This is a genomic window from Corynebacterium argentoratense, assembly GCF_021491455.1.
GTDB classification, from domain to species: Bacteria; Actinomycetota; Actinomycetes; order Mycobacteriales; family Mycobacteriaceae; genus Corynebacterium; species Corynebacterium argentoratense_A.
In genome coordinates, this window is the sequence record NZ_JAKETN010000001.1 from 410,256 (window position 1) to 434,530 (window position 24,275).

At 58.8% G+C, this 24,275-nt stretch carries 24 protein-coding genes; 9 read left to right on the forward strand and 15 right to left on the reverse strand.

All coding sequences use genetic code 11. The annotated features are described in order from the left end of the window. Positions 1-66 precede the first annotated feature (66 nt). The 3 genes from L1C91_RS01875 (at position 67) to L1C91_RS01885 (ending at position 4,452) form a co-directional block, all read left to right on the forward strand. Positions 67-657 (forward strand): TetR family transcriptional regulator, encoded by a 591-nt coding sequence (locus tag L1C91_RS01875; protein WP_234857729.1) that lies wholly within the window; start codon positions 67-69, stop codon positions 655-657. A gap of 70 nt (positions 658-727) precedes the next feature. Next, a complete protein-coding gene (gene glgX, locus L1C91_RS01880) occupies positions 728-3,235 on the forward strand; it encodes a glycogen debranching protein GlgX (protein ID WP_234857730.1) in 2,508 nt (835 codons plus the stop codon). Beyond that, the gene (locus tag L1C91_RS01885; RefSeq protein WP_234857731.1) at positions 3,235-4,452 is read left to right on the forward strand and encodes an exonuclease domain-containing protein; all 1,218 of its coding nucleotides are present in this window, start codon (positions 3,235-3,237) and stop codon (positions 4,450-4,452) included. Before glgX ends, L1C91_RS01885 begins: the two co-directional genes overlap by 1 nt. Here the strand turns inward: L1C91_RS01885 and L1C91_RS01890 are convergent. Next, positions 4,403-4,897: a hypothetical protein gene (locus L1C91_RS01890; protein ID WP_234857732.1), complete on the reverse strand. Its 495-nt coding sequence runs from the start codon at positions 4,895-4,897 to the stop codon at positions 4,403-4,405. The two genes, L1C91_RS01885 and L1C91_RS01890, sit on opposite strands and share 50 nt — an antisense overlap. A gap of 266 nt (positions 4,898-5,163) precedes the next feature. Here L1C91_RS01890 and L1C91_RS01895 point away from each other — a divergent pair, with 266 nt between their 5' ends. Genes L1C91_RS01895 through L1C91_RS01905 form a run of 3 tightly spaced genes read left to right on the forward strand, consistent with a single transcriptional unit; the run spans position 5,164 to position 7,189 of the window. Next, positions 5,164-5,808: a hypothetical protein gene (locus L1C91_RS01895; RefSeq protein WP_234857733.1), complete on the forward strand. Its 645-nt coding sequence runs from the start codon at positions 5,164-5,166 to the stop codon at positions 5,806-5,808. A gap of 19 nt (positions 5,809-5,827) precedes the next feature. Next, the gene (locus L1C91_RS01900; RefSeq protein WP_234857734.1) at positions 5,828-6,817 is read left to right on the forward strand and encodes a GTP pyrophosphokinase; all 990 of its coding nucleotides are present in this window, start codon (positions 5,828-5,830) and stop codon (positions 6,815-6,817) included. Positions 6,818-6,820: 3 nt separating this feature from the next. After that, positions 6,821-7,189 (forward strand): RNA-binding S4 domain-containing protein, encoded by a 369-nt coding sequence (locus L1C91_RS01905; RefSeq protein WP_234857735.1) that lies wholly within the window; start codon positions 6,821-6,823, stop codon positions 7,187-7,189. A 6-nt stretch (positions 7,190-7,195) separates the two neighbouring features. Here L1C91_RS01905 and L1C91_RS01910 read toward each other — a convergent pair whose 3' ends face one another. From L1C91_RS01910 to L1C91_RS01940, 7 genes are all read right to left on the reverse strand, one after another. Next, positions 7,196-7,351 (reverse strand): hypothetical protein, encoded by a 156-nt coding sequence (locus L1C91_RS01910; protein ID WP_020976547.1) that lies wholly within the window; start codon positions 7,349-7,351, stop codon positions 7,196-7,198. An 85-nt stretch (positions 7,352-7,436) separates the two neighbouring features. Next, positions 7,437-8,069 (reverse strand): YigZ family protein, encoded by a 633-nt coding sequence (locus L1C91_RS01915; RefSeq protein ID WP_234857736.1) that lies wholly within the window; start codon positions 8,067-8,069, stop codon positions 7,437-7,439. After that, positions 8,069-9,562 (reverse strand): MFS transporter, encoded by a 1,494-nt coding sequence (locus L1C91_RS01920; protein ID WP_234857737.1) that lies wholly within the window; start codon positions 9,560-9,562, stop codon positions 8,069-8,071. The genes L1C91_RS01915 and L1C91_RS01920 overlap by 1 nt, the downstream gene beginning before the upstream one ends. After that, positions 9,546-10,823: a threonine ammonia-lyase IlvA gene (gene ilvA / locus L1C91_RS01925; protein WP_234857738.1), complete on the reverse strand. Its 1,278-nt coding sequence runs from the start codon at positions 10,821-10,823 to the stop codon at positions 9,546-9,548. Before ilvA ends, L1C91_RS01920 begins: the two co-directional genes overlap by 17 nt. Before the next feature lie 41 nt (positions 10,824-10,864). Then, entirely contained in the window at positions 10,865-12,121 is a 1,257-nt protein-coding gene (locus L1C91_RS01930) for a class I SAM-dependent methyltransferase (RefSeq protein ID WP_234857739.1), read from the reverse strand. Positions 12,122-12,140: 19 nt separating this feature from the next. After that, positions 12,141-13,010 (reverse strand): NUDIX hydrolase, encoded by an 870-nt coding sequence (locus tag L1C91_RS01935; protein WP_234857740.1) that lies wholly within the window; start codon positions 13,008-13,010, stop codon positions 12,141-12,143. A gap of 48 nt (positions 13,011-13,058) precedes the next feature. Beyond that, complete coding sequence (locus tag L1C91_RS01940; RefSeq protein ID WP_234857741.1) at positions 13,059-13,970, reverse strand: ABC transporter ATP-binding protein; 912 nt, start codon at positions 13,968-13,970, stop codon at positions 13,059-13,061. Between the two features lie 92 nt (positions 13,971-14,062). Here L1C91_RS01940 and L1C91_RS01945 point away from each other — a divergent pair, with 92 nt between their 5' ends. Further along, positions 14,063-16,108, forward strand: a complete 2,046-nt coding sequence (locus tag L1C91_RS01945) for an alpha-1,4-glucan--maltose-1-phosphate maltosyltransferase (RefSeq protein ID WP_234857742.1) — start codon at positions 14,063-14,065, stop codon at positions 16,106-16,108. A gap of 10 nt (positions 16,109-16,118) precedes the next feature. Continuing rightward, positions 16,119-18,287 carry a 1,4-alpha-glucan branching protein GlgB gene (gene glgB, locus L1C91_RS01950; RefSeq protein WP_234857743.1) on the forward strand — a complete coding sequence of 723 codons (2,169 nt, stop codon included), beginning with the start codon at positions 16,119-16,121 and terminating at the stop codon, positions 18,285-18,287. A gap of 42 nt (positions 18,288-18,329) precedes the next feature. Here the strand turns inward: glgB and L1C91_RS01955 are convergent, their stop codons facing one another. After that, positions 18,330-19,247: a tetratricopeptide repeat protein gene (locus tag L1C91_RS01955; protein ID WP_234857744.1), complete on the reverse strand. Its 918-nt coding sequence runs from the start codon at positions 19,245-19,247 to the stop codon at positions 18,330-18,332. Between the two features lie 140 nt (positions 19,248-19,387). On the opposite strand from L1C91_RS01955, the gene mce reads away from it, so the two are divergent. Further along, positions 19,388-19,846, forward strand: a complete 459-nt coding sequence (gene mce / locus L1C91_RS01960; protein WP_234652008.1) for a methylmalonyl-CoA epimerase — start codon at positions 19,388-19,390, stop codon at positions 19,844-19,846. Positions 19,847-19,859: 13 nt separating this feature from the next. Here mce and L1C91_RS01965 read toward each other — a convergent pair whose 3' ends face one another. The 6 genes from L1C91_RS01965 to L1C91_RS01990 form a co-directional block, all read right to left on the reverse strand. Beyond that, positions 19,860-20,147 carry a hypothetical protein gene (locus L1C91_RS01965; RefSeq protein ID WP_234857745.1) on the reverse strand — a complete coding sequence of 96 codons (288 nt, stop codon included), beginning with the start codon at positions 20,145-20,147 and terminating at the stop codon, positions 19,860-19,862. A gap of 2 nt (positions 20,148-20,149) precedes the next feature. Beyond that, positions 20,150-20,842: an endonuclease NucS gene (gene nucS, locus L1C91_RS01970; RefSeq protein WP_234857746.1), complete on the reverse strand. Its 693-nt coding sequence runs from the start codon at positions 20,840-20,842 to the stop codon at positions 20,150-20,152. A 38-nt stretch (positions 20,843-20,880) separates the two neighbouring features. After that, a complete protein-coding gene (locus L1C91_RS01975) occupies positions 20,881-21,303 on the reverse strand; it encodes a DUF2550 domain-containing protein (RefSeq protein WP_234857747.1) in 423 nt (140 codons plus the stop codon). Between the two features lie 154 nt (positions 21,304-21,457). Next, on the reverse strand, positions 21,458-21,829 hold the full coding sequence (locus L1C91_RS01980; RefSeq protein WP_234857748.1) for a F0F1 ATP synthase subunit epsilon: 372 nt from the start codon (positions 21,827-21,829) through the stop codon (positions 21,458-21,460). A gap of 15 nt (positions 21,830-21,844) precedes the next feature. Beyond that, a complete protein-coding gene (gene atpD / locus L1C91_RS01985) occupies positions 21,845-23,293 on the reverse strand; it encodes a F0F1 ATP synthase subunit beta (protein ID WP_234857749.1) in 1,449 nt (482 codons plus the stop codon). 3 nt (positions 23,294-23,296) lie between these two features. After that, the gene (locus tag L1C91_RS01990) at positions 23,297-24,274 is read right to left on the reverse strand and encodes a F0F1 ATP synthase subunit gamma (RefSeq protein ID WP_234857750.1); all 978 of its coding nucleotides are present in this window, start codon (positions 24,272-24,274) and stop codon (positions 23,297-23,299) included. Position 24,275: the final 1 nt, after the last annotated feature.

Below are 24,275 nucleotides of genomic sequence, written 5' to 3' on the forward strand. Positions count from 1 at the left end.
CAAACTCCTAGGAATCAAAAGTATGAGGGGTGCCACCACACTAGCAGCAAATTAAGATGGGTTTCTATGCCATCTGCTCGCACGCTCTCACGCCACAGGATCATTGATGCGGCCCTGGACATCCTCGACAGTTACGGCCTGGCCGATCTGACGATGCGTCGCCTTGGGAAGTCCTTGTCTGTCGGGCCCGGCGCGTTGTACTGGCATTTTGAATCCAAGCAGGCGCTGATTGCGGCCCTGGCCGAGCGCATTGTCGCTCCGGTATGTGCTCACACCGACACCCCTGTCGAACAACCACTCAACCGTGAGGCGCGCTGCCTGGCGGTGGATAACGCGGCGTCATCGTTGCGCAGTGCCTTGCTGGAGCACCGGGATGGGGCAGAAATTGTCTCCGCCGCTTTAACGCACGAACCCCTAGCCACGATGCTGCGCGCTACCTTGCGGTCGGCTACGGGTGATGACGTCGCGGCCAACACGCTTCTGTATTTCGTTCTGGGCGCCACGGCGCATGAACAATCGGCCTTGGCTTTGGCACAAGCAGTGGCACCGGATGCCACAGAAAGCCAAGTGCATAGCGTTCATAATGCAGCTACGGAGCAATTCAACCAGGGAGTTGAGCTCATTAAAGCCGGGATAGTGGCGACGCAAGCCCAATAACCCGCTCCGGTCGCGGCGCTTTCCGGGGGAATGAGTACCAATAGGCGGGCAGCTACTAGACTGTGAGCTTATGAGTGAAGCCAAGGACGTCTATCAAGTGTGGCCCGGCGAAGCCTATCCCCTCGGTTCGACCTACGACGGCGCTGGCACCAATTTCGCCCTTTTTTCGGACGTCGCAACTTCAGTCGAATTGTGCCTCATCAGCGAAGACGGCCACGAAACCCGCGTTGAGGTCACCGAGGTAGATGCCCAAACCTGGCACTGCTACCTGCCCGGGGTGCAACCCGGACAGCGCTACGGCTGGCGCGTGCATGGACCCTACGATCCGGATAACGGCCACCGGTGTGATCCCAGCAAACTCTTGGTCGATCCGTATGCCAAGGCGTTCTGTGGCGAATTTGACGGCCACCCTTCCTTGTTCTCCTACGACATCTCGGATCCGGATAATCCCGAAGGGCGCAATACAGAGGACTCCCTCGGTCACACCATGACGTCTGTGGTGATTAGTCCTTTCTTCGATTGGGCTTCCGATCGCGCCCCCAAGACTCCCTTCCACAAGACCGTCATTTACGAGGCTCATGTCAAGGGCATGACAATGACTCATCCCGGGGTGCCCGAAGAGCTTCGAGGAACCTACGCGGGACTCGCCCACCCTGCCATCATTCGTTACCTCAAGGATCTCGGCATCACCGCCATTGAACTGCTGCCTGTGCACCAGTTCCTCCAGGATGATCGGCTGCGGGACCTCGGCTTAAGGAACTACTGGGGCTACAACACCTTCGGCTTCTTCGCTCCACACCAGGACTATGCAGCGGCCACCAAACCCGGCGGTGCAGTCAGTGAGTTCAAACAGATGGTGCGCACCTTCCACGAAGCTGGGATCGAGGTGATCCTTGACGTCGTGTACAACCACACCGCCGAAGGCAATCACTACGGCCCCACTATTGCTTTCCGCGGTATCGATAACGCCGCGTACTACCGCCTGGTCGACGGGGATCAGCGCCACTACATGGACTACACCGGCACAGGCAACAGCCTCAATGCCCGGCACCCTCACTCTCTGCAGCTGATCATGGATTCTCTGCGCTACTGGGTGACCGAGATGCATGTTGATGGTTTCCGCTTCGACCTGGCCTCAACCTTGGCGCGTGAGCTCCACGACGTCGATCGCTTGTCTGCCTTCTTTGATTTGGTGCAGCAAGATCCCATCGTCAGCCAGGCCAAACTCATCGCGGAACCCTGGGACGTCGGCGAGGGTGGCTACCAGGTGGGCAACTTCCCTCCCCTGTGGACTGAGTGGAATGGTAAGTACCGCGACACCGTGCGCGACTTTTGGCGCGGCGAACCATCCACTTTGGGTGAGTTCGCTTCTCGCATCACAGGCTCTTCGGATCTCTACGCCAACAATGGTCGTCGACCCACAGCTTCAATCAACTTCGTCACCGCCCATGATGGCTTCACGCTCAACGACTTGGTGAGCTACAACAATAAGCACAACGACGCCAATATGGAGGGCGGTCGCGACGGTGAATCGCACAACCGCTCATGGAACTGTGGTGCAGAAGGCCCCACCGAGGACCCAGAGATTCGTGCACTTCGTGCACGCCAACGCCGGAACTTCCTCACCACCTTGCTGCTCTCTCAGGGCACACCGATGATTGCCCATGGTGATGAAATGGCACGCACCCAAAAGGGCAATAACAATGTTTACTGCCAGGACTCCGAACTCAGTTGGATGAACTGGCAGCAAGCGCACGACAACGAAGCACTGGTGACGTTCACTAAGAGGTTGTTGCGTATTCGGGCGAACCATCCGGTGTTTAGGCGTCGGCAGTTCCTCGCGGGGGGCCCTTTGGGTGACGGCTCAGTTGCAGAGCGTGACATTGCCTGGCTGGTGCCCTCTGGCAAGCTAATGACTCAGTCCGACTGGGATTTCACCTTCGGCAAGTCCTTAATGGTCTACCTCAACGGCCAGGCAATTGTTGAGCCCGATGAGCGCGGCGCGAAAGTTACCGACGACAGTTTCATCCTCTGCTTCAACGCTTTCCACGAAGCCATCATGTTTACCCTTCCAAGCCGTCGCTTCGGACAACGTTGGAAGCTCATTGTCGACACCACTGAAGACACCGGTTACCCCATCGAAGAGCAATTCATCGACGCCTGCGGAACCATCGAAGTTCCTGCAAGATCCACCTTGGTCCTCAAGCAGATCGAACCACCGGTGCCCGAGGCCTCCGATGTGTGCGAATCCTGCGACATGGACACCGCTGACACTCGCGTCACACCTGGTGATGGCGCATCTCCCTGCGGCTCCGCTAGCCGCACGTCGGCCAACGCTGCACATGACCGCAACGGGAGCAACGGCTACGGACGCTACACAGGATTCGAGCAACCAGGTATTGGCGACTCTGCATCGCCTATCTCGGCCCCCATGTCCTTCGAAGAAAACCAAGCACGAGTGCGCCTCGCTGCGGCACTGGTATCGGGCGATCCCGCCCCCACCAGCGAACAGCACGACGATGAACCACAGCAGCCCCCTGCAGAGGGCGATGAATACGCGGAGACCCCGGACTACTAATGCCACAAACACATGATCTGACGGTGAAATGCCATGGCGGCTCGCTCCATTTCGACGGCGCGGTAGTGGAGTTTAAGCCACGCAGCCCACTGAAGAAGGCCTCCACAACAGATGTTCGTCAGTGGTTGAATGAACTCCACGCAGATATGTCTGACTCCTTGCGCGTTGAGTCAGATTTACCGACTGCACGAGACAGTGGGCATGTTGCACTAACCGCTGGAGAACAGCAGCTGTCCTGGGATTTTTCACCAAACCAGGAGCAGGACGCCCGGGCTTTTGCGGCAGCTTTGACACGGCTGTGCCCTAGCACCACCATCCCGGGACTCAACTTTGTGGCCCTGGACGTTGAAACAGCCAATAGTAATTACGGATCGGTCTGCCAAATCGGAGTGGTGCGCATCGTCGACGGTGTGGTCGCCGATAGCTCCAGCTGGCTATGCACACCACCTGAAAAAGTAAACTTTTTCGACGAAGTTAACGTGGGAATACACGGCATCACCTCAGAAGCTGTAGCGGATGCCGCGCCTTTTTCAGAGGTCATCGACGACGTTCGCGCTTTCATTGGAAACGACGCTGTTATAGCCCATTTCGCTCAGTTCGACACAGCAGCACTTCGGGAGGCATGCCTCTATGCGGATGTTGCGCCCCTAGAGTTTAATTTCGGCTGCTCCTATGTTCTGTCAACGATGACCGAGTTGGGCCAGCAGCGTAATGGTTTGAAGTTCGTAGCCGACGCCGTAGGCTACGACCTAGTTAATCACCACGATGCACTCGCAGACGCTGAAGCCTGTGCAGCAATTATTGTGGAGGTCGCCCGCCGAGAAGACCTTCTACATCCCCTCGACAGCACGAACGGCACCACTGTGGCTGACATGTTCCATCGTCGGGGCGTCCTTCTAGGTGCCAGCGCTAGCAGTATTCAACCGGTGCTCACCGACCGCAATGGCACGGGCGTTGTCCTTCAACGCCGCAGCATGTCGCTCTCCCCTCTCCCAGAAGGAGCACGGCTGGCTCGAACTCGCACTCCTCGGAGCCGCCGACAAAGCCCATCTTCCCCCTCGTCGTCTTCCTCAAACGATGATTCCTACGACCCAGGATGGGGTAAAGGGCATCTAGCCCGCCGCAAGGAGTGCACAGATGGCTTCCCACGGTGGGCCAAAGGCGCGTTCAGGCAGCAGGCTGACTCTTGCGCAACAGCTCCGCCGCGGAATACATAGGGCGGTAGTGGGCATCAACAACCCAACGGTATGTCGGAGAAGACTCCCCTACTAGTTGATGCACGGTGAACTCGAATGGGCAGTCCAATAGCCTTCCGATCCACCATTCGCAGTCGCGTGTGCGTACCTGCTTTCCCTCCGCATTACTGAAGCGTGCCTCAATGACATAGGCCGGCGTTCGCTTAGTCCCATGCTGCTGGAATTCAGCACGCATCTCCGGCCCCACGCGATACCTGCGCAACGCAACTTTCAGCCCGGGCACACCGGCTGTGGGGGGAAGGCTTACAACAGGCGGGCGCCATGCCGCGCTGGCGCGAGCTAGCGAACGCGGATGGGAGATAACAGCGTCGAGTCGATCAAGGGCCTGATCCCCATAAGGATCGCCCTGATGAGACAGCAGGCTAAGTTTTGGATTGAGCTTGGACACGTTGTTTAAGAAAGTCACGGTGCACACTGTAGGAAAGCCACCAGACAGGGGGGACCAGAAAAAATCGATCACCCAAGAACATTATCGAACATGCCAAGATAAATCAGGGGAAAACTACCACATCAGTGGGTTATTTAACACCAAAGACCAATGTTCGAAATAATCGAACATTTGCCTGTGTTTCGGTGCTGACGAGGTAGGTCACCAAATGATGCGGAACCTCACGCGGCGTCATTACGTCCATGTATACGAGGACAAAAACGACGTCGCTGAAAGGACCCGACATGAGCACACCCATGATCCCCCCCACGGCACTCGACTACGCGGCACTGACTGCCGAGCTACCACCGCGATGGATCGACGGTGGACGCCAACGTTCAGGCGAAATTAACGCACTGAGCCTTAGGCTGGTCGCCCGCGGCACTACCCCACCGCGATTGACCGATGCGGACTTCGCCACCCACCCAGTTCGGCTAGCACTCTCAGAGCACCTGAGCGCAGAAATCATCTACAACAACGCTGACGCACGCAGCGTCGCTGTTGGCACACTACGAAAACTAGGCCTCAACGCGACACGCGCATGGGACCTCGCAGCCGACAACATCCTAGACCGGGCTAGGTGTAACCACTCCTACGGAGTGCAAGTGCAACACCGCCCGCTCACCCTCGACTACATCGGCCCACCACCAGCCGTAGAAATTAACAGCCCCACCGACAACACCACCGCGTGGCTGTGCCATCCCCACCTCTTTTCCATGCTGCACCAAAGACTCACGCAACTTCTAGCCAGCGAGGACCTCCGTTACGAGGTCGGCCCGGAGTCACGCATCCGTGTCTTTTCACCCATAGCTCAAAATTATCCGAACATCGATACCACCCGAGCCACGCTGCTCTATAGAGCCGGCTATCCCTTCCAGCTAGGCGCCTGACCTATACTTGCACCTTGTTATGCCTCAGACTTCTTCTCCCGCTCGCCTCGGCCAGGTTTACCACGCCTGGCGACGTGAGCACCCCACCGCAGCACAGGACTTCAAAGACGCCATCGAAGACCTGCTTGATGACTCCGGCGTCACCTACGACCGAGTGACATCAAGGGTTAAAACCTGGCGTTCTTTTAAAGCGAAAGCACTTAGCCGCACCGCCGATGGCACCCCGCGATACAGCGATCCGTGGAACGACATCCGGGACCTTGTCGGAGTACGCATCACCACCTACCACTCCACCGCCATCCCAGAGGTCATCAACGTACTGCGTCAATCGTTCAAGGTTGTGAAGTCCGTGGACAAGGCAGCCCAGACGAAAATTTCTGGCGGCTTCGGCTATGGTTCGCACCACCTCTATGTCGAGATCCCCTCGGGCATCGAAGGGTTGGAAGAATACGCCGGGATGCTGTTTGAGGTACAGATCCGCACTGTGCTGCAACATGCCTGGGCGGAGTTCGAGCACGATGTCCGTTACAAATCCGGCGATTGTCTGGACCCCCGCGTCGACAGGGCTTTCACCTTGGCAGCGGGCTTAATCGAGCTTGCCGACCAGCAGTTCGACCAAATTGCGACGATTCACGGCGACGCCCCAGACCATGGCTCCGATGTCGAGCTGACGGCGGAAACCCTGCCAGGTGTGCTGACGGTGCTCGTGGGCAACCGCTTCCCCACCTCAAAGATCGCCCACTACACCTGGATGGAAGAACTACTTTCTGCCCACGGGATCACCACCCTGGCACAGCTTCGTAATCTTTTGGATGACGCCGCGATCGCCGACGTCCACACGAAAATGCAGTATCGATTCGTCCCCAGCCAGCTCCGGCTGATCGATGACTTGCTGCTGCGCACCTACGGGGAAGAGCACATCGAAAAGACCGCGAAAACCGGTAACCGCGCCCAACAGCGTCCCGATCGGCTACGTGGTCGGCTAGCTAAGCTACGCAAGGACAGCTAAACCGTGGCAGAACAGGTGAGGATCGACGCGTGGGTGTGGGCCGTCCGACTCTACAAAACACGTACAGCTGCTGCTGCGGCGGTTAAGGCCGGCCATGTGAAACTCAACGGTGTGGCAATCAAACCCTCCAGCCCAGTGGTGGTGGGTGATCGAGTGCGCGTATGGGTCGACCATAGGCTGTACGACGTAGAAGTCAGTCGATTAATCAGCAAGCGTGTGGGCGCGCCCATCGCCCGAGAATGCTACGTGGATCATTCCCCTCTGCCGCCCCCGAAAGAAATTCTGGCGTCACAGCCACGCCGAGATCGTGGTGCGGGTAGGCCGACAAAAAAGGAACGCCGCGAGATCGATCGTCTCCGCGGGCGCTCCTAAAGTGCACTACTGCTGGCTGCTGGTGAACGTCCCATCAGCGTTGATGCCCCACGACGCGGGCGGGAAGTTGATGCCAAAGTCACGGAAGAAGTCTGCTACTGCCAACGCCCACACCTCCAGCGCATCTGCAAACTGGGGGAAATTGTTGATCGAAGACAACATACATACTCCTCAAAATTGTCTTATGTGCACGGTCCTGCGTTTCGAGTGTACACAACACGGCGGCCACTAGGTGGACAACCGTGGCCTAGCCGATCCAGTCGAGCTCTGACCAGTCCACTTGGTAGCGGCCGGCGCTCATACTAGCGACGCTGGCATCGCAGCGGTCGCGACTGTCAGGGGTCACGGCGATATGGATGTGTGCCTTCGATGTGTAGTCGGTGCCCACAACATCCCAGCCTTGTGCACGTAGTTCTGCCTCTGTCTTGCCTGCGTCGGCGTGGTCGACGCTCAAGGTGCCACGGAGCCTGCGGCTACGTTGCGTGACCTCCACCGACTCCAGAGCCGAGGAAACAGCATCTGAATAAGCGCGCACCAAACCCCCGGTACCCAACTTCACCCCGCCGAAGTAGCGTACGACAACAGCAACCACGTCTAATAGCCCAGAGCCGCGCAGCACATCGAGCATGGGATTACCTGCTGTTCCTGAAGGCTCACCATCATCGCTTGAACGCTCAATCGGCATGGCGCCGTCTACATGGATGATGAAGGCACTGCAGTGGTGTCGGGCGTCTGGGTAGCGCGATCGGGCTTGGCGAATAAACTCTCGTGCCTCGTCTTCGCTGCTAGCACGACCGAGCAGCGTAATAAAACGGCTCCGCTTAATGTTGATTTCGGTGGTGACCATCCTGTCGGCTGGGCGCCGGTAGTGGTCTTCCATTAGGAATCCTCGCGCACGTAGCGGGAGACAAATCCGGCCATGACCGCTGCCGCAAGTGCTGCGGCCACCGAAGATGCTATGACGCCGTGAGAGAACGCGACGTCAACACGCTCAAGGATCGAGGGGGAAAGGCCGAGTTCGTGGGCAACAGAGATGGATTCGCGGGCTGCTTGGGGCAAAGAATCCAGCCTCATGCGGTTGAGGCTCATGCCGTAGACAGCCATCAGGATGGAGCCGAGGATCGCGGTGCCGAATGCTGCACCGAGTTCGTAGCCGGTTTCGCTTAATGACGCCGCGGCACCCGCACGGTCGCGAGGGGCTGAGGCGAGAATGTAATCGTTGCTGATGGGGTCGATAATGCCCAGGGAAAAGTTCAACAGCGCAAAGCCAAAAGCCAGGATGATTCCATGCTCTAGGTGCGCGCCCCAGCCCAACAGCGCACAACCGGAAAAGGCACCGGCGAGTGCCACCAGCAGTAGCTTTTTCGTCGAATGGTTTTTCATGATGCGGCCGGTGATGAGGGTCGACACCACGACAATCACCAGACCGGGGAACATCAACAGGGCGGATTGGCTGACGCTGTAGCCCGCAACCACCTGGAGATATTGGGAGAGGTAGAACAGCACACCCAGGTATAAAAACATCGACAGTCCGTTGACGGTCACTACGGTGCTGAACGTGGGGTTTCGCAGCAGGGTGATATCAATCAGCGGGTTGGTTGTGCGGGTGAGGTGGCGAATAAGCACGATGGAGGCAGCCAGGCACACAGCCGCCACAATCCCAAGCGTGAGGGTGAAGGGTCCGTGCGGGAGCACCTTGATCACGTAGACCAGGCTGAACAGCGCGATCACTGCCAGCACCGCTCCCCTGACGTCAATGGGTGCGGGGGCGGGGACCTTGGATCGCGGTAGCAAGGCGATTCCACCGATGATCAGGGCGATGCAGATGGGGACGTTGATGAAAAAGATGGATCCCCAGTGGAAATGGTTGAGCAGTAGGCCTCCCAGCAGTGGTCCGCACGCCGCTGCCACGGAGTAGGTGGCCACCCACATCGATACTGCCTTGGCACGTTCCAGGGGGTTTGTGAACATCACGCCGATCAGCGACAGCGTCGAGGGCATCAGGCACGCTGCCGCAACGCCTTGGACAAGCCTTGCGGCAATGAGCAGCTCGGGGGTGTGTGACATCCCTGCCATCGCTGATGACGCCGCGAAAAACGCGGTGCCCCACAGCAATACGTTGCGCCGCCCAAATCTGTCGCCCACTGACCCCATCACGACAAGCATGGATGCTAGGGCGAAGGTGTAGATGTCGACGATCCACAGCATTTGTGGTGCTGCGGGTTGGATATCTGCGGTGATCGCCGGGATGGCGAAGTTGAGCACTGTCGCGTCGATGGCGAGCACAGACAACACGAGGCAGAGCACCGCTAGCCCCCACCATCGGCGGGGATGCGGTGCGGACTGCAAGTTTTCTTTAGGTGAGGAAGTCATATTCTGGGGTGCCGGGTTTGAGCTGTTGGCAGTGAATTCTCGACGAGTTCATGCGCTCGAGGAGTGGCTTAAGGCCGGCGGCGGCCCCCAATTGCAGGCCTACTAGAGCAGTACCGGTTTCGCGGTTGTTGCGCTTGAGGTATTCGAAGAGGGTGATGTCGTCGTTAGGGCCGAGGATATCCGACAGGAAGCTGCGCAGCTGGCCGGGCTCCTGGGGGAAGTTCACCAGGAAGTAGTGTTTCAATCCGCGGTGCACCAGGGAGCGTTCGACAATTTCGTTGTAGCGAAGCACGTCGTTGTTTCCGCCGGAGATGATACACACGATCACTGAGTTCGGGCGAGGTTTCAGCAGTGGTAGTGCCGCTACGGACAGTGCTCCTGCGGGTTCTGCGATGATTCCTTCGTTTTGGTACAGGCCGAGCATTTCAGTGCAGACTGCGCCTTCGTCGATGCTCATCATGTGGATGCGGGATCGGTTGCGGTCGACTACCTCGTAGTTGTTCGCCCCGATCCTTTTGACTGCGGCACCGTCGACGAAGGGGTCGATGGATTCCAGGGTGACTGGCTCATCTGCGTCTAGTGCTGCTTGCATGGAGGCTGCGTGCGCGGGCTCGACGCCTATGACGGCGGTGTGCGGAGCCATGTCGGCCATGTAGGACACCACGCCACTGATCAGGCCACCCCCGCCAACCGGCACGACGACCGAATCACAGTTTTTACCCATGGCGGTCAGTTGCGCGAGGATTTCTGCGGCGACTGTTCCTTGCCCGATGATGGTGTTGCGGGCGTCGAAGGGTTCGACGACGGTCGCACCGGTTTCTTGGGCGTAGGCGTGGGCTGCTTCGTTGGCGGCGTCGAAGGTGTCACCGGTGACGACTACCTCGACCCATTCACCGCCGTGGACCAGGATGCGGTCGCGTTTTTGTTTGGGGGTTTGGTTGGGGACGAAGATCCTCCCTTTGATTTTTAGCTTTTTGCAGGCGTAGGCAACGCCTTGTGCGTGGTTTCCTGCGGATGCTGCGGCGATGCCGGCTGCGCGCTCCTCGCCGGAGAGTTGGGAGATGTTGTTGTATGCCCCACGGATTTTGTAGCTGCGTACATCTTGAAGGTCTTCACGTTTGAGGTAGACCTCTGCCCCAGTTTCTTCGGAGAGGCGTGGGCAGTATTGCAGCGGGGTGGGGGCTATGACGCTGGAAATTCGTGCCTGAGCAATTTGGATGTCGGCGGCATGTATCGGTTCCTGCGTCACGTGAGAAGTCATGCGGTTATTGTAGCCGCATGACTGGGCCGGTTCTAGGTGGGTTAACCCCACTGCCTTTTGTTGGCGACGATCGCTAGTGTGCTGCTGGCGGCGCCTTTACCAATGCGCATGAGTGCGATCACGTAGGGCTGTGTGCCTTTGAGTTTGAGTTTTTTCCTGAGGTTTTCTGGCGTGATGTTGACGCCGCGCACGAGGATCTCGACAGCACCTGCATCAAGGCCTTTGAGTACCGCAGGGAGTTTTTTCATGGTGGTTGTTTCGATGATTTCGCAGCCACTGTAGCCTTCGGGGATGCGAGTTCCGGTGAGGAATGCGATGCGAGGGTCGATGAACGCTAGTTGCTCGCGGGCGGCGAAATGTTCCACCAGCCCGGCGCGCACAATGGCCCCGTCGGGTTCGATGAGGAATCGTCCAGGGGTTGTGCTTTCTTCTGGGTTTAGTGCGTTGGGGTGTTCGGGGGATTCTGCGTCGGGTAGTGGGTACGTGTCATCGATAACGTCGCGGGAAGGTTGCGGTCCGCGCGTTGAAATCACCACCGCTTGGCGGGTGCGTCCTTGTGCGATGCCGGGTGTGTAGAGAGTTGTTTCGCGGACTTGTCCGTCGAGGCTGACCACACTGACGAGCCCTTCCCAGAAGCTGTAGTCCAAGGCTGGGGCGCATTTGATGGCGAGTTCTGCACCCCGGTAGGTGTCTATCACGTCGGGTAGTGGGGGAATCAAGTCTTCGGGGGTGTGAATGCGGCGGCCTTGGCTTCGGCGTGCGGGGTCAGCGATGACGACGTAGCCGCAGCCTTGGGGTGGGCGTACGGCTGGTGTTAGTGCGTCGCCGACGTAGAGGTGCGCGCTGAGGCCCGCGAGGTTGTGCTGCGCCATGGCGACCCTAGCCGGGTCGATGTCCGCCCCGATATAGTCCAGCCCTGCCCTGCGGGCCGCTATCCCTTCGGTACCGATGGAACACGTCACATCGTGCACCAGTGTGTTGGGGCCGCAAGTCTGCTTGATGAGTTCCATGCGCACCTCGGCTACCGGCATGGGGGTTGCCTGCTGCGCAGACTCGGAACACACCAACATCTCGGCTACTGCGCCCTCGCCCCACTTTTTCGCTAATGCTTTCCGTGCCGAGAGAAGCTCCATCACCGCGCGTGAATCCCCCTCGCCACCCCAGCGTTGGACATCCCGCGCAACCATCGCGGCGTCATGAACAAAATCTTCAGTGCGGTGGCTTAGGCGCTGTTCTACCGCGGCGACGTCATCACGGTGGTCCGCAAGCCAACGGACAGTCGCGGGCCTGAAACTCATTGCACAACTATAACCGCAACTAAAAACGCTTCGGCCGCTTCGCGCTCGTTACCGCATGGAAATGCAGATAGCGGGGGTCCTGAACAGGCAAACCGGTCTCGGGCTGCAGCCGCACATTATCCAACAGGGCCATCGCCTCCGACATCGAATCGAATTCGCACAGCCGCCTCAGCTGATTCCACGTGGGCACAACCAGGCGAACCAGCCCGGCTTCCCATCCATCCAGCAGCAACTCTGGCCGAAACCAGCCCGCGGAAGTTGCCTCCCCACTCGGGTCAACAACATCATGGCCCTGAGGCCAGGCCACAGCAAAAGAAAAGGTATCGAACTGCCTGGTCGACGGCGGCGGCCCTTGCCAACGAGCAAAAGGACGCAACATCGTCGAACGGATACGCAAACCCTCCGACAGCAAAAAATCTGCCAGCCCAAGCTCGTGCCGTTCCATAGCTGCGCGTTGCTGGGCGTACTTGGTGGCGTCGCTGATCATCTGCCCATCGCGGTCAACCGCCAACAAAAAACCAGACTCTTCAAACACTTCCCGCACGGCACTAAGAACCAAGGCCCGCGCATGCAGCTGAGAGCAGCCCAACTGCTGGGCCCACCACGCAGCCCCCGGCCCCTCCCACATCTCTGGGTGCGGCTGAACCAAATCCATCGCGTCGACTCCCCCACCCGGAAACACAGTTGCCTCCGGAAAACGCGACATAGTGTTCGCCCGCTCGTGTACATAGACCTCAACGCCCGGGCCAGATACTCGGTCACGCAGCAACAGCACCGTGGACGCCAGCCTGCGGTCCTCCACGTAAAGGTCCGGGTTCGCCCCGTCCGGTACAGGGTCTGGCGTGGCCATGGTGGTGAACGCGGGCGTAAACGGAAGTTCTGAAGACAACGACCACACCTCCTTTCACACGAACCCTAGGCCGGCAGGGTCAGGCAGCTAGGCGCGATGCGCACCCGACTGCCGGATGCGGCGCGCAAAATAACGATCCCCAATTTTATCCAAGGTAATGGACTGATGGAAGGCCTTGGTCAGGTTCTCGCTCGTCAAAACGTCATCGATGAGGCCTTGGGCGACCACACCACCCTCGTCCAGCAGCATCGCGTGGGTGAACCCATAGGGGATCTCCTCCACGTGGTGAGTAATCATCACAACCGCAGGTGCATCGGCATCCAATGCAATCTCGCCCAAGTAGCCCACGAGGTCTTCACGACCACCAAGGTCTAGGCCCGCGCCGGGTTCATCGAGCAACAGCAGCTCGGGGTTGGTCATGAGGGCGCGGGCGATCAGTACGCGCTTGCGCTCCCCCTCACTCAGGGTGCCCCAGGTGCGTTCTTTTAAGTGGAGCGCACCCATCTTTTCCATGATGTCTTCGGCTTGTTCAAAGTCCATCTCGTCGTAATCTTCACGCCAACGCCCCAGGATGGCATATCCAGCGGAGACCACGAGGTCGCCGACCTTTTCTTCATCAGGGATGCGGTGGGCGATGGCCGCGGAGCTCATTCCGATCATGGTTCGTAGGTCGCGCATATTCGTTTTACCGATGCGCTCGCCCATGATGAAGGCCGCCCCCTTGGAGGGGAATTCCTCCGCGCCAGCAAGGCGAATCAGGGTGGTTTTACCTGCTCCGTTAGGACCGAGCACAACCCAGCGTTCGTCAAGTTCTACTTGCCACGTCACCGGCCCTAAAAGGTCTCTACCCCCGCGGGTGAAGATGACGTCGCGAAAATCGATCAACAAATCCTCATCTGTTGCGATCTCGCTCACATCGACTGCGGGGATACTGGTTTGGTCACCAGTGGCTACGTAGCGTTGAGCTGAGTGTTCCAGGTTAGAAGTCACACTGACCATCTTGACGGAATTTCAAAACAAACTGTGTCAGCCACACAGGGCGACTAGGGTAAAAGATCGAAGATATCTTTCCTAGAGGAGCTGGTTTTCCCGTGACAGTACGACAGAATGCGCGCCTAGGCATCGACGACGTTCGACCAAGCATCGCTGGAGGCACAATCCCCGCTAAGGCCGTAGTCGGAGAAGTCATCCCCGTTTTCGCACTGATTTGGCGCGAAGGTCACGACGCACTGTCCGCCACCCTCAACGTCAAGGGACCAATAGATTCCCCTTCCGCTGCAAAAACCAGAAAAATCACCATGCAGCGCAGCCCCAGCGACCCCGACCAAGTCAACGCGGTATTCGTTCCCGACGCCATCGGCACCTGGACCTTCCGCATCGACGCATGGTCTGACCCAATGGCGACATGGCGTCACGCAGTCACCGCCAAAATCGATGCCGGGCAAACCCCCGCAGAACTCGCCAACGATCTCGAAACTGGCGCCCGTCTGTTTGAACGCGCCGCACAGGGCGCCCCTAAGGCACACCGACCGATACTTCTTGACGTCGCGGAATGCTTACGCAGCGAGGACAAGGAACTGCGCGCACGTGTCGCGCCGGGTCTTAGCCGCGACGTCCTCCAGCTATTGGAGCTGCACCCTGTTCGCGATCTGCTGACCCGGGGGAAAACCTACAAGGTTGCGGTGGAGCGTTCTAAGGCGTTGGTGAGCAGCTGGTATGAGTTTTTCCCGCGCTCGACCGGTGGGTGGGACGATCACGGCAACCCTGTTCACGGGACCCTCAAGACGGCAGCACGTGAGCTTGAGCGCGCAGCACGCATGGGTTTTGACACCGTGTACTTCCCGCCCATCCACCCCATTGGTGAGGTTAACCGCAAGGGCCGCAACAATACGTTGACCCCGGAGCCCCACGACGTCGGCAGCCCGTGGGCTATCGGGTCCGCTGCCGGTGGCCACGACGCCATCCACCCGGATCTGGGCACCTTGAAGGACTTTGATGCGCTGATTAAGAAGGCCAATCAGCTTGGCATCGAGATCGCCCTCGATCTTGCTTTGCAGTGCGCCCCCGACCACCCCTGGGCATCCGAGCACCCCGAGTGGTTCACGGTTCTGCCGGACGGCACCATCGCTTATGCGGAAAATCCCCCGAAGAAGTACCAGGACATTTACCCCCTAAATTTTGATAATGATCCCGACGGTATTTATGCCGAGATCCTCCGTGTGGTGATGTTCTGGGTCAAACGCGGTGTGAAGACTTTCCGCGTGGATAATCCGCACACTAAGCCTGCGAATTTCTGGGATTGGCTGATCGAATCTGTGCACGCCACCCACCCCGAGGTCATCTTCCTGGCCGAGGCCTTTACCCGACGCCCGCGGCTCTACGGCCTGGCGATGGCGGGCTTTAGCCAAAACTACACCTATTTCACGTGGCAGACCTCCAAGTGGGAATTGGAGCAGTTCGGCAAAGAGATCTCCCGCATGGCTGATGTGTCGCGCCCGAATTTGTTTGTCAATACCCCCGATATTTTGCATGCAAGCTTGCAGCACGGTGGCCGGGCGATGTTTGCTATCCGCGCGGTGTTGGCATCCACCATGTCTCCGCTGTGGGGCATGTATTCCGGATACGAGCTCTACGAGCATCAAGCGGTTGCGCCCGGCAGCGAGGAATATCTCGACAGCGAGAAGTACGAACTCCGCCCCCGGGATTATGACGCCGCGTTGGCTTCCGGTGATTCGCTCGAGCCTTTCATCACTCGACTCAACCAGATCCGCTCGACGAATTCTGCTTTGCAGCAGCTGCGCAACATCCACTTCCACGCAGTCGATAACGACAACATCATTGCCTACTCGAAGGTCAATACTTTGACCGGTAATGCTGTGTTGGTGGTGGTCAACCTGGATCCCAACAATGCGCAAGAAAGCGCTGTGCATCTTAACCTCCACGCGTTGGGTCTTGACGGCCGCGACCACTTTGAGGTCCACGACGAGGTTACTGGCGCGACCTACACCTGGGGCGAGCACAACTTTGTGCGCCTAGAGCCCTGGAGCAATGTCGCCCACATTTTCGTCCTCCCCACTGTCCCCTCCGCCGCGCGCGAGCAGCTTGCCTGGCGCCACGTCGACACCTACAACGCTTAAGGACTACGTGATGAACACGATCCCCGAACGCGAACGCCTCAACCACTGCCACTACCACGACCCTCACGGCGTCTACGGCTGGCATGACAACACCATCCGCACCCGCCAGATCGGCGCCACCAGTGTCTCTGTGGAGCTACTCAACGGCACCGTCATCGCCATGGAGCACGCCGGCGAAGGCTATTTCACCGCTGACGTCAGCGGGCACGAGCGCTGCGACTACCGCTTTCAAATCAACTGGGGCGAGCACAGCACGACGCTTGCAGACCCCTACGCCTTCCTGCCCACCCTTGGCCCCATGGATCTGCATCTGATCGGTGAAGGCCGCCATGAACGCCTGTGGAATGTCCTTGGAGCCAACACCACCTCCTACACCACCGCGATGGGCGAAGTCCGCGGCACAGCCTTCGCAGTGTGGGCACCCAATGCCATTGGCGTCGCTGTCGTTGGTGATTTCAACGGGTGGAATGCCGCCCAGCACCCCATGCGCAGTCTCGGCTCCTCTGGCGTGTGGGAGTTATTCATTCCCGAGGTCCATGCCGGGGCGATCTATAAGTTTGCGGTCCAAACCCCCGAGGGCTACCGCATCGACAAAGCCGACCCCTTGGCTAAGCGCGCCGAGGTCCCGCCACAGACCGGATCGATTGTTGTCGAATCCTCCTACACCTGGGGCGACAAGAAGTGGATGAGCTCCCGCGGACGCGTCGACCATGATTCCTCCCCCATGAGCATCTACGAGGTCCACCTGGGCTCGTGGAACATGGGCAAAAACTACGAGGACCTCGCCACCGAGCTCGTCACATATGTTTCCGACATGGGCTACACCCACGTCGAATTCATGCCAGTCGCTGAGCACCCCTTCGGTGGCTCCTGGGGCTACCAGGTGTCTGGTTACTATGCGCCAACTTCTCGTTGGGGAACCCCGGATCAGTTGCGTCACCTCATTGATGCCATGCACCAAGCCGGCATCGGGGTCATTATCGACTGGGTTCCCGCCCACTTCCCCAAAGACGACTTTGCACTGGCTCGGTTCGACGGCCGCCCTGTCTACGAGCACCCGGACTGGCGCCGAGGCGAGCAGCGCGACTGGGGCACCTATGTTTTCGATTTCGGACGTCCCGAGGTGCGCAACTTCCTCGTGGCTAACGCCCTGTACTGGGCGCAGGAATTCCACATCGACGGACTGCGAGTCGACGCCGTCGCGTCCATGCTCTACCTCGACTACTCACGCGAAGAGGGCGAATGGGCACCCAACCAATACGGTGGGCGCGAACACCTCGAAGCGGTCCAGTTCCTGCAAGAGATGAACGCTACTGTCCACCGCGAGCACCCCGGCGTCCTGACCATCGCTGAAGAATCCACCTCGTGGCCGGGGGTCACCACCCCCACAGAAGCCGGTGGCCTAGGGTTCTCCATGAAGTGGAATATGGGGTGGATGAACGACACCCTCGAGTACTTCTCCGAGGACCCCATCAACAGGCGATACCACCACAACAAGATCACGTTCTCCATGGTCTACGCCTATAGCGAAAAGTTCGTCCTGCCCATCAGCCACGATGAGGTCGTCCACGGCAAAGGCACCCTGTGGACCCGCATGCCGGGAGACTCCTGGAACAAAGCAGCCGGCGTGCGAACACTACTGGCATACATGTGGGCGCATCCCGGCAAGCAACTACTATTCCAGGGTCAGGACTTCGCGCAGGTCGGCGAATGGTCCGAGGCACGGTCCCTGGACTGGGGCGATCAAGATGGTTGGGAGGGCGAATACCACGCAGGGGCGTTGGAACTGGTCCGAGCCCTCAACACCATCTACAAGCGCACACCAGCCCTGTTCACTCAGGATTTTGTGCCCGAGGGCTTTAGCTGGAACAAATCCGATGACGCCGACCGCAACGTACTGTCGTTCCTACGCCACAGCGCCCCAGATGCCGATGGCAACGTCGAAACACTAATGTGTGTGCTGAACCTCGGCGGTCAAAGCCACACTGACTACACGCTCGGCGTCCCTGAGGCAGGCACCTGGAAGCTCCTGCTCAACACAGACGCAGCTGTGTTCGGTGGGGCAGACAACCCATTGGGCGACGCACAAGCTGTGACCTACCCTTGGGACGGATTCGACGCGTCAGTCACCCTGCATCTGCCCGCTATGAGTGCACAGTGGTACAAACTGCAAGGCTAACGCAGGGTTAAAATCTATGGCGGGCGCTGGAACGCTAGGACGCTAGAACAAAGCGCTCGCCATTTTTTGACGAGCAGTGAGCACGACCGGATCACTCGGCTCGAATAATGCGAACAACTCCAGCAAACGTTCCTTCACGCGGGCTTTATCCTCGCCTGCATTCAACGACAGCGCACTAATCAAGCGGTCGAAGGCCTGCTGTTGAGCACCCGCAGCTATTTCAAAATCAGCGGCTACGAAAGCCTTATCCACGTCCGACGGTGAGGCATCAGAGTCCGCAATAGCCGACGCGGCGTCAACACCCTCGTGAGCTTTCAAACGCGACAGCAAGCGGGCATTATCACGCGCAGCCTTAGCTTCTGCATTGTTGGGCTCTTTGGCCAAAATGTCCTCGTACACTGCGATGGCGGCATCAAAATCACCGGCGTTGAGGGCGTCGAGGGCGGGCTCAAAACGGGGATCCTCCGCCGGCTCAGCCTCCTGCTCCCCCAAACCCGACAACTTGCCCGCACACGCATTGACGACCGCCGCCGTCCACTGCTGGAGAGCCTCCAGCGGCTGGCCACCCTGGAAATCAGCCAAGGGACGAGCGCCCGCGATAGCCACTACCGTGGGTACCTCCTGCACCCCCAACATCTGAGCCAACTGGGGGTAAGCCTCAGCGTCGATGTGCGCGTAGATCCAACTACCGTTGGCCTGCTGCGCCAACATCGACAAATCCTGCCTCAGCTGCTCGGACTGAGGGCTGCGCGCGGAACCAACCTGAACCACAACCGGGACCTGTTGGCTTCGTTCCAACACCTCCGCCTGAATATTGGCATTGGTCGCCTCCACCACAGGCTCAATGCTGCTGCCACCAGCAGCGCGGCGTGCCTCAGAAGCCTCAGCAGCCGCCTGGGCCTCCGCGCGAGCCTTCACCTCACCAAGGTCGATCGCGCCGCCACCAAAAGGAGAAGTCATGTCCACACATCCAATCACGAGGAAAAAACCAACAGCTGCCTACTATAGCCAACCGCCAGAACAACCCCACTATGCACACTATGAAGTAAATAACACCAAATGCCCGACTGTGTCTGATCAGACGGAGTAGGCTATAGGCCATGAGTAACGACTACTTAAACATCGACATTCCCCACGAGTACGTCACCTGCCTCGACCACGTCGGCATCGCAGTGCCTGACCTGGACGCAGCAATCGAGTGGTACCGCAGCAATATGGGTTGGGTGAACCACCACCAAGAAACCAATGAAGAACAAGGCGTGGTCGAAGCCATGATCGGCCCGAAGGACCTAAGCGATCGCGGCGGCATGATCCAACTGCTCGCTCCCCTCAATGAGGCATCCACCATCGCGAAGTTCATTGACAAGAAGGGCCCCGGCCTGCAGCAGATGTGCCTGCGCACCAACAACATGGACGCCCTCTGCGAGCACCTGCGGGCTCAAGGCACCCGGTTGCTCTACGACACCCCCAAGATCGGCACCGGTGGTGCACGCATCAACTTCGTCCACCCCAAGGACGCCGGCGGTGTTCTGCTGGAACTCACCGAACCAGCACAGTAAACAGCACCCTAGGCTAACGACGATCCCAGCAGGCACTATGCCAGTGCCTGCGATCGTCCGCTCCCCTGCCAGATTGCTGGGGCCACGCCACCACGTGGCGGATTCCGGGGGGAATTGTTTGGTTGCATCCCGGGCAGATATAGACCTTTTTGGCGGCGGCAGCACCCATGTATCGCACAAGGTACGGCTGCCCCCAATCCCAACTAGGCCCCTCCTGCACCTGGGTGCCAAAATAAGCGGCGCCATCGGTAGGCAAAGGGGGTGCCGGTTGCCGCGCCCACTTGTTGTTTCGCCTACCCACGGCTAGAACAGCCGCAGTTCATCGGACTCGATACCTCGGAGAGCTTGGTAGTCCAACGTCACGCAGCGAATACCTCGATCGTTCGCAAGCGTTTTGGCTTGGGGCTTAATCTCTTGTGCCGCAAACACTCCCCTAACTGGCTTCAACAAGTCATCGCGGTTGAGTAGCTCTAGGTAGCGACTCAACTGTTCCACTCCGTCTATGCCGCCTCTGCGCTTGATTTCAACGGCAACCGTCGCGCCGTCAGCATCTTTACACAAAATATCGACCGGGCCTATAGCTGTGGGATATTCGCGACGGATGAGGCTGTATCCGTCACCCAAAGTGTCGATGTGCTCGGCAAGCAGCTCCTGCAGGTGCGTTTCGACCCCATCTTTTATTAGCCCGGGGTCCTGGCCGAGATCAAAGTTTTGTTCTGAGTGGATGGCATCGATAGTGATGCGCAGTTGTTCGCCTTTTTTGTTCTCGACAGTCCAAAGCTGCTGCCCTGTCGGATTGTCCTCTTCGTCGAGGATGGGGGCCTCACTCAGGCTGCACGGTGGTGTCATCCAGTTGAGGGGCTTGTAGGCACGATCATCAGCGTGAATGGATACTGACCCATCCGCCTTAACCATGAGAAGTCGGTCCGCCATGGGCAGGTGGGCTTCCAGGCGTCCAATGTAGTCAACACTGCACCGGGCTATCACTACTCGCATTGGTTCAGGATAGCGCGATCCGGGTGTGGCAAGCTAACTTAGTGACTCTGGTTGAGGTGTTTCATCGCTGTGCGGACATCCAGCCGCTGTGCACGGGCGGTGGGGGCGGATTCTAGCCACGAGGTAAAGGCTGTTTCCCCGCGAAGGTCGAAGGCAATTTCGTATTCTTTGTTGTTTGACTTGATGTTGAGGATACGAAGACCATCTTCGAGGGTGCTGTATTCATCTTCACGGCGCTGTCTACGGCCGAGGAGCTCAGTTCGATTGCGAACAAGCTGGATGTCGACTCGTGGCGACAGTGAGCGGAGTTTGTAAAATTTCATTAATTCATCGGAGTAGCTGATAACACCGTGGCGCCAGGGGCCATTCATGGTGCGCATTACTACGGAGATGCCGTGGGGGCGGAGTACAAAAAAACGCCACGCGGCCAAGGCCAGCACGGCGAAACATACGATGCTCACAATTGCGAAGATGAGATACAGCACGTTGGCACTCCCTGGCTCATGACTTTTAAAAGATAATACAACGCCGGTCCGTCTTTAAGGAAAAAAGATGCCCACCCCCCTTTTTTATTCGGGGGATGGGCATCCAAGAGCGTATGTGAGCGGTGTGCTCTTAGCTCTCCTTCATGCGGCGTACTGCTCGCAATTCAGCCTCACCACGGGTCTTGACGTCTTCGTCGGAAGACTGGGCGTCTTCTTCGGCAGAGTCAACATCGACCTCTGTGGCCCACGCGGCATAGTCCGCGAGGATAGTGACCTTCTCCGGGGAGACGGAGAGGAAGCCACCGTGGCAGGCGGCAATGAGCTTATCGCCTTCCACGGGGGTGATGGTCACGACACCGTTGTCGACCAGTTGGCCGAGCATGGGCTCGTGACCGGGGAGCACGCCGATCTCACCCTCGATGGTTTGCGCCGTCACGATGCTGGCCTTTCCAGACCAGAGCACGCGTTCGACAGCAACCAATTCAGCGGCGATTTCAGCCATGTCTCTTACGCCCCTTTACTTCTTCTCGGTGAGCTTCTTGTACGCAGCTTCGACGTCGTCGAGACCACCGAGGCCGTTGAAGGCCTGCTCGGGGTAGTGATCGAAGTCGCCGTTGCAGATGCGCTCGAAGGCATCAATGGTGTCCGCCAGCGGAACGTAGGAGCCGGGGATGCCGGTGAACTTCTCTGCGACGAAGAAGTTCTGACCCAAGAAGCGCTCAAGGCGACGTGCGCGCTGAACGGTGATCTTGTCCTCTTCAGACAGCTCGTCCATACCGAGGATGGCGATGATGTCCTGAAGTTCCTTGTTCTTCTGAAGGATGTTGATGACGCGCTGTGCCACATTGTAGTGACGCTCGCCGACGATACCGGGCTCGAGGATACGAGAGGTGGAGGTCAGCGGGTTCACTGCAGGGTAGATACCCTTGGAGGCGATTGCACGGTCGAGCTCGGTGGTTGCATCGAGGTGCGCGAAGGTGGTCGCCGGGGCGGGGTCGGTGTAGTCATCGGCGGGCACGTAAACGGCCTGCAGAGAGGTAATCGACTTACCCTTGGTGGAGGTAATGCGCTCCTGGAGAACACCCATCTCGTCAGCCAGGGTCGGCTGGTAGCCCACTGCGGAAGGCATACGGCCCAGCAGGGTGGACACCTCGGAACCGGCCTGGGTGAAACGGAAGATGTTGTCGATGAACAGCAGCACATCCTGGTGCTGAACATCGCGGAAGTACTCCGCCATGGTCAGACCGGACAGGGCCACGCGCATACGAACTCCCGGCGGCTCGTCCATCTGGCCGAAGACGAGTGCGGTGTCTTGGAGGACGCCCATCTCTTCCATTTCGAGGAAGAGGTCGGTACCTTCACGAGTACGCTCGCCGACGCCTGCGAACACCGAGGTACCGGAGAATTCGCGTGCGATACGGGTGATCATCTCCTGGATGAGCACGGTCTTACCAACACCTGCACCACCGAAGAGGCCGATCTTGCCACCCTTAACGTAGGGGGTGAGCAGGTCGATAACCTTAATACCGGTTTCGAGGATCTCGGTCTTGCCTTCGAGCTGGTCGAAAGCGGGCGGTTCGCGGTGGATGCCCCACTGCTCGCCGTCGCGGCCGAGGCCCGGCTCGTCAAGGCAGTCACCAAGTGCGTTGAACACGTGGCCCTTGACGACGTCGCCGACGGGAACGGAAATCGGCTTGCCGGAGTCGGTCACCTCAGCGCCACGGACGAGACCGTCGGTGGGTGCCATAGACACGGCACGAACCAGGTTGTCGCCGAGGTGCTGTGCAACCTCGAGGGTGATGGTCTTGGCGACTGCTTCGAGGGTGACCTCGACAGTCAGTGCGTTGAACAGGGCCGGCAGCTCGCCGCGCGGGAATTCCACGTCGACGACCGGACCGATGACACGCACGACACGGCCGGCGGTAGCCGCCTGCTGTGTGTTCTGCTCGCTTAGAGCTGTAGTCATAATCTAGTCACTTTCTCCGCTTTCGGCGAGCGCTCCTGCGCCACCGACGATCTCTGTGATTTCCTGGGTGATCTGTGCCTGGCGGGCCTGGTTAGCAACGCGCGAAAGGTCCTTGACCAGTGCGGTTGCGTTGTCGGTTGCGGACTTCATCGCGTTACGACGCGATGCCGACTCACTGGCTGCGGCTTCGAGGAGCATCGCGAAGATGCCACGAGAGACGTACTTGGGCAGCAATGCCGCAAGCAGGGTGTCTGCGTCGGGTTCGAAGTCATAGTCGGGGGTCGGGGTGCCGCTGCTCGACAGCATGTCCTCGCCTTGGCTGATCTCATCGAGCTCAATCACGGGCTCGATGGGGAGGAGCTGATGTGCGCGCGCAGTTTGGGTCAGCATGGACTCAAACTCGGTGTACACAACGTGCAGCTGGTCGAATCCTTGAATGGATTCGCCCGGTTCTACATTGAGGCCTTCACGGTATTTGGCGGTGCCTTCGGAGCCTGCCACGAAACCGTCAATGAGGTGACGGCGTAGGTCGTGGGTGAGCTTGAAGTCCGGGTCTTGTGAGAAGCCAGACCACGAGCCAGCGACGTTTTCGCCGCGGAACTTGTAGTAGGCAATGCCCTTGTTACCTGCAACATACAGAACGGTTTCGTAGCCTTCATTTTCAAGGAGGGTACGAAGCTCTGCAGTCTTTTTGAAGACGTTGTAGTTGTAGCCACCAGCCATACCACGGTCACTGGAGACAACCAGGATTGCTGCACGTTTGCCGTTGGGGCGTTCGCGCAGCATCGGGTGATCGAGGTTCGATGCCGATGCGAGACGTTCAATCACCTTGTGAATTTCGTCTGCGTACGGCTGCGAAGCTTCCACCCTGGCCTGGGCCTTAGTGATTCGCGAGGTGGCGATCAGCTCCTGGGCTTTGGTGATCTTCTTGGTTGAGTTCACCGATTTGATGCGGGAACGTAGTTCTCGAAGATTAGCCATG

Bases quoted from the DNA above. Each gene is read 5' to 3' on its own strand.
- atpD (WP_234857749.1), bottom strand. From the start codon at position 23,293: ATGACTACAGCTCTAAGCGAGCAGAACACACAGCAGGCGGCTACCGCC.
- ilvA (WP_234857738.1), bottom strand. From the start codon at position 10,823: ATGACTTCTCACGTGACGCAGGAACCGATACATGCCGCCGACATCCAA.
- L1C91_RS01940 (WP_234857741.1), bottom strand. From the start codon at position 13,970: ATGGTCAGTGTGACTTCTAACCTGGAACACTCAGCTCAACGCTACGTA.
- L1C91_RS01955 (WP_234857744.1), bottom strand. From the start codon at position 19,247: ATGACTTCTCCTTTTGGTGGCGGCGCGATCGACCTTGGTGAGGTGAAG.
- L1C91_RS01920 (WP_234857737.1), bottom strand. From the start codon at position 9,562: ATGACTTCCTCACCTAAAGAAAACTTGCAGTCCGCACCGCATCCCCGC.
- L1C91_RS01885 (WP_234857731.1), top strand. From the start codon at position 3,235: ATGCCACAAACACATGATCTGACGGTGAAATGCCATGGCGGCTCGCTC.
- glgB (WP_234857743.1), top strand. From the start codon at position 16,119: ATGAACACGATCCCCGAACGCGAACGCCTCAACCACTGCCACTACCAC.
- L1C91_RS01915 (WP_234857736.1), bottom strand. From the start codon at position 8,069: ATGGAAGACCACTACCGGCGCCCAGCCGACAGGATGGTCACCACCGAA.
- glgX (WP_234857730.1), top strand. From the start codon at position 728: ATGAGTGAAGCCAAGGACGTCTATCAAGTGTGGCCCGGCGAAGCCTAT.
- L1C91_RS01900 (WP_234857734.1), top strand. From the start codon at position 5,828: ATGCCTCAGACTTCTTCTCCCGCTCGCCTCGGCCAGGTTTACCACGCC.
- L1C91_RS01930 (WP_234857739.1), bottom strand. From the start codon at position 12,121: ATGAGTTTCAGGCCCGCGACTGTCCGTTGGCTTGCGGACCACCGTGAT.
- L1C91_RS01895 (WP_234857733.1), top strand. From the start codon at position 5,164: ATGAGCACACCCATGATCCCCCCCACGGCACTCGACTACGCGGCACTG.
- L1C91_RS01990 (WP_234857750.1), bottom strand. From the start codon at position 24,274: ATGGCTAATCTTCGAGAACTACGTTCCCGCATCAAATCGGTGAACTCA.
- L1C91_RS01910 (WP_020976547.1), bottom strand. From the start codon at position 7,351: ATGTTGTCTTCGATCAACAATTTCCCCCAGTTTGCAGATGCGCTGGAG.
- mce (WP_234652008.1), top strand. From the start codon at position 19,388: ATGAGTAACGACTACTTAAACATCGACATTCCCCACGAGTACGTCACC.
- nucS (WP_234857746.1), bottom strand. From the start codon at position 20,842: ATGCGAGTAGTGATAGCCCGGTGCAGTGTTGACTACATTGGACGCCTG.
- L1C91_RS01980 (WP_234857748.1), bottom strand. From the start codon at position 21,829: ATGGCTGAAATCGCCGCTGAATTGGTTGCTGTCGAACGCGTGCTCTGG.
- L1C91_RS01875 (WP_234857729.1), top strand. From the start codon at position 67: ATGCCATCTGCTCGCACGCTCTCACGCCACAGGATCATTGATGCGGCC.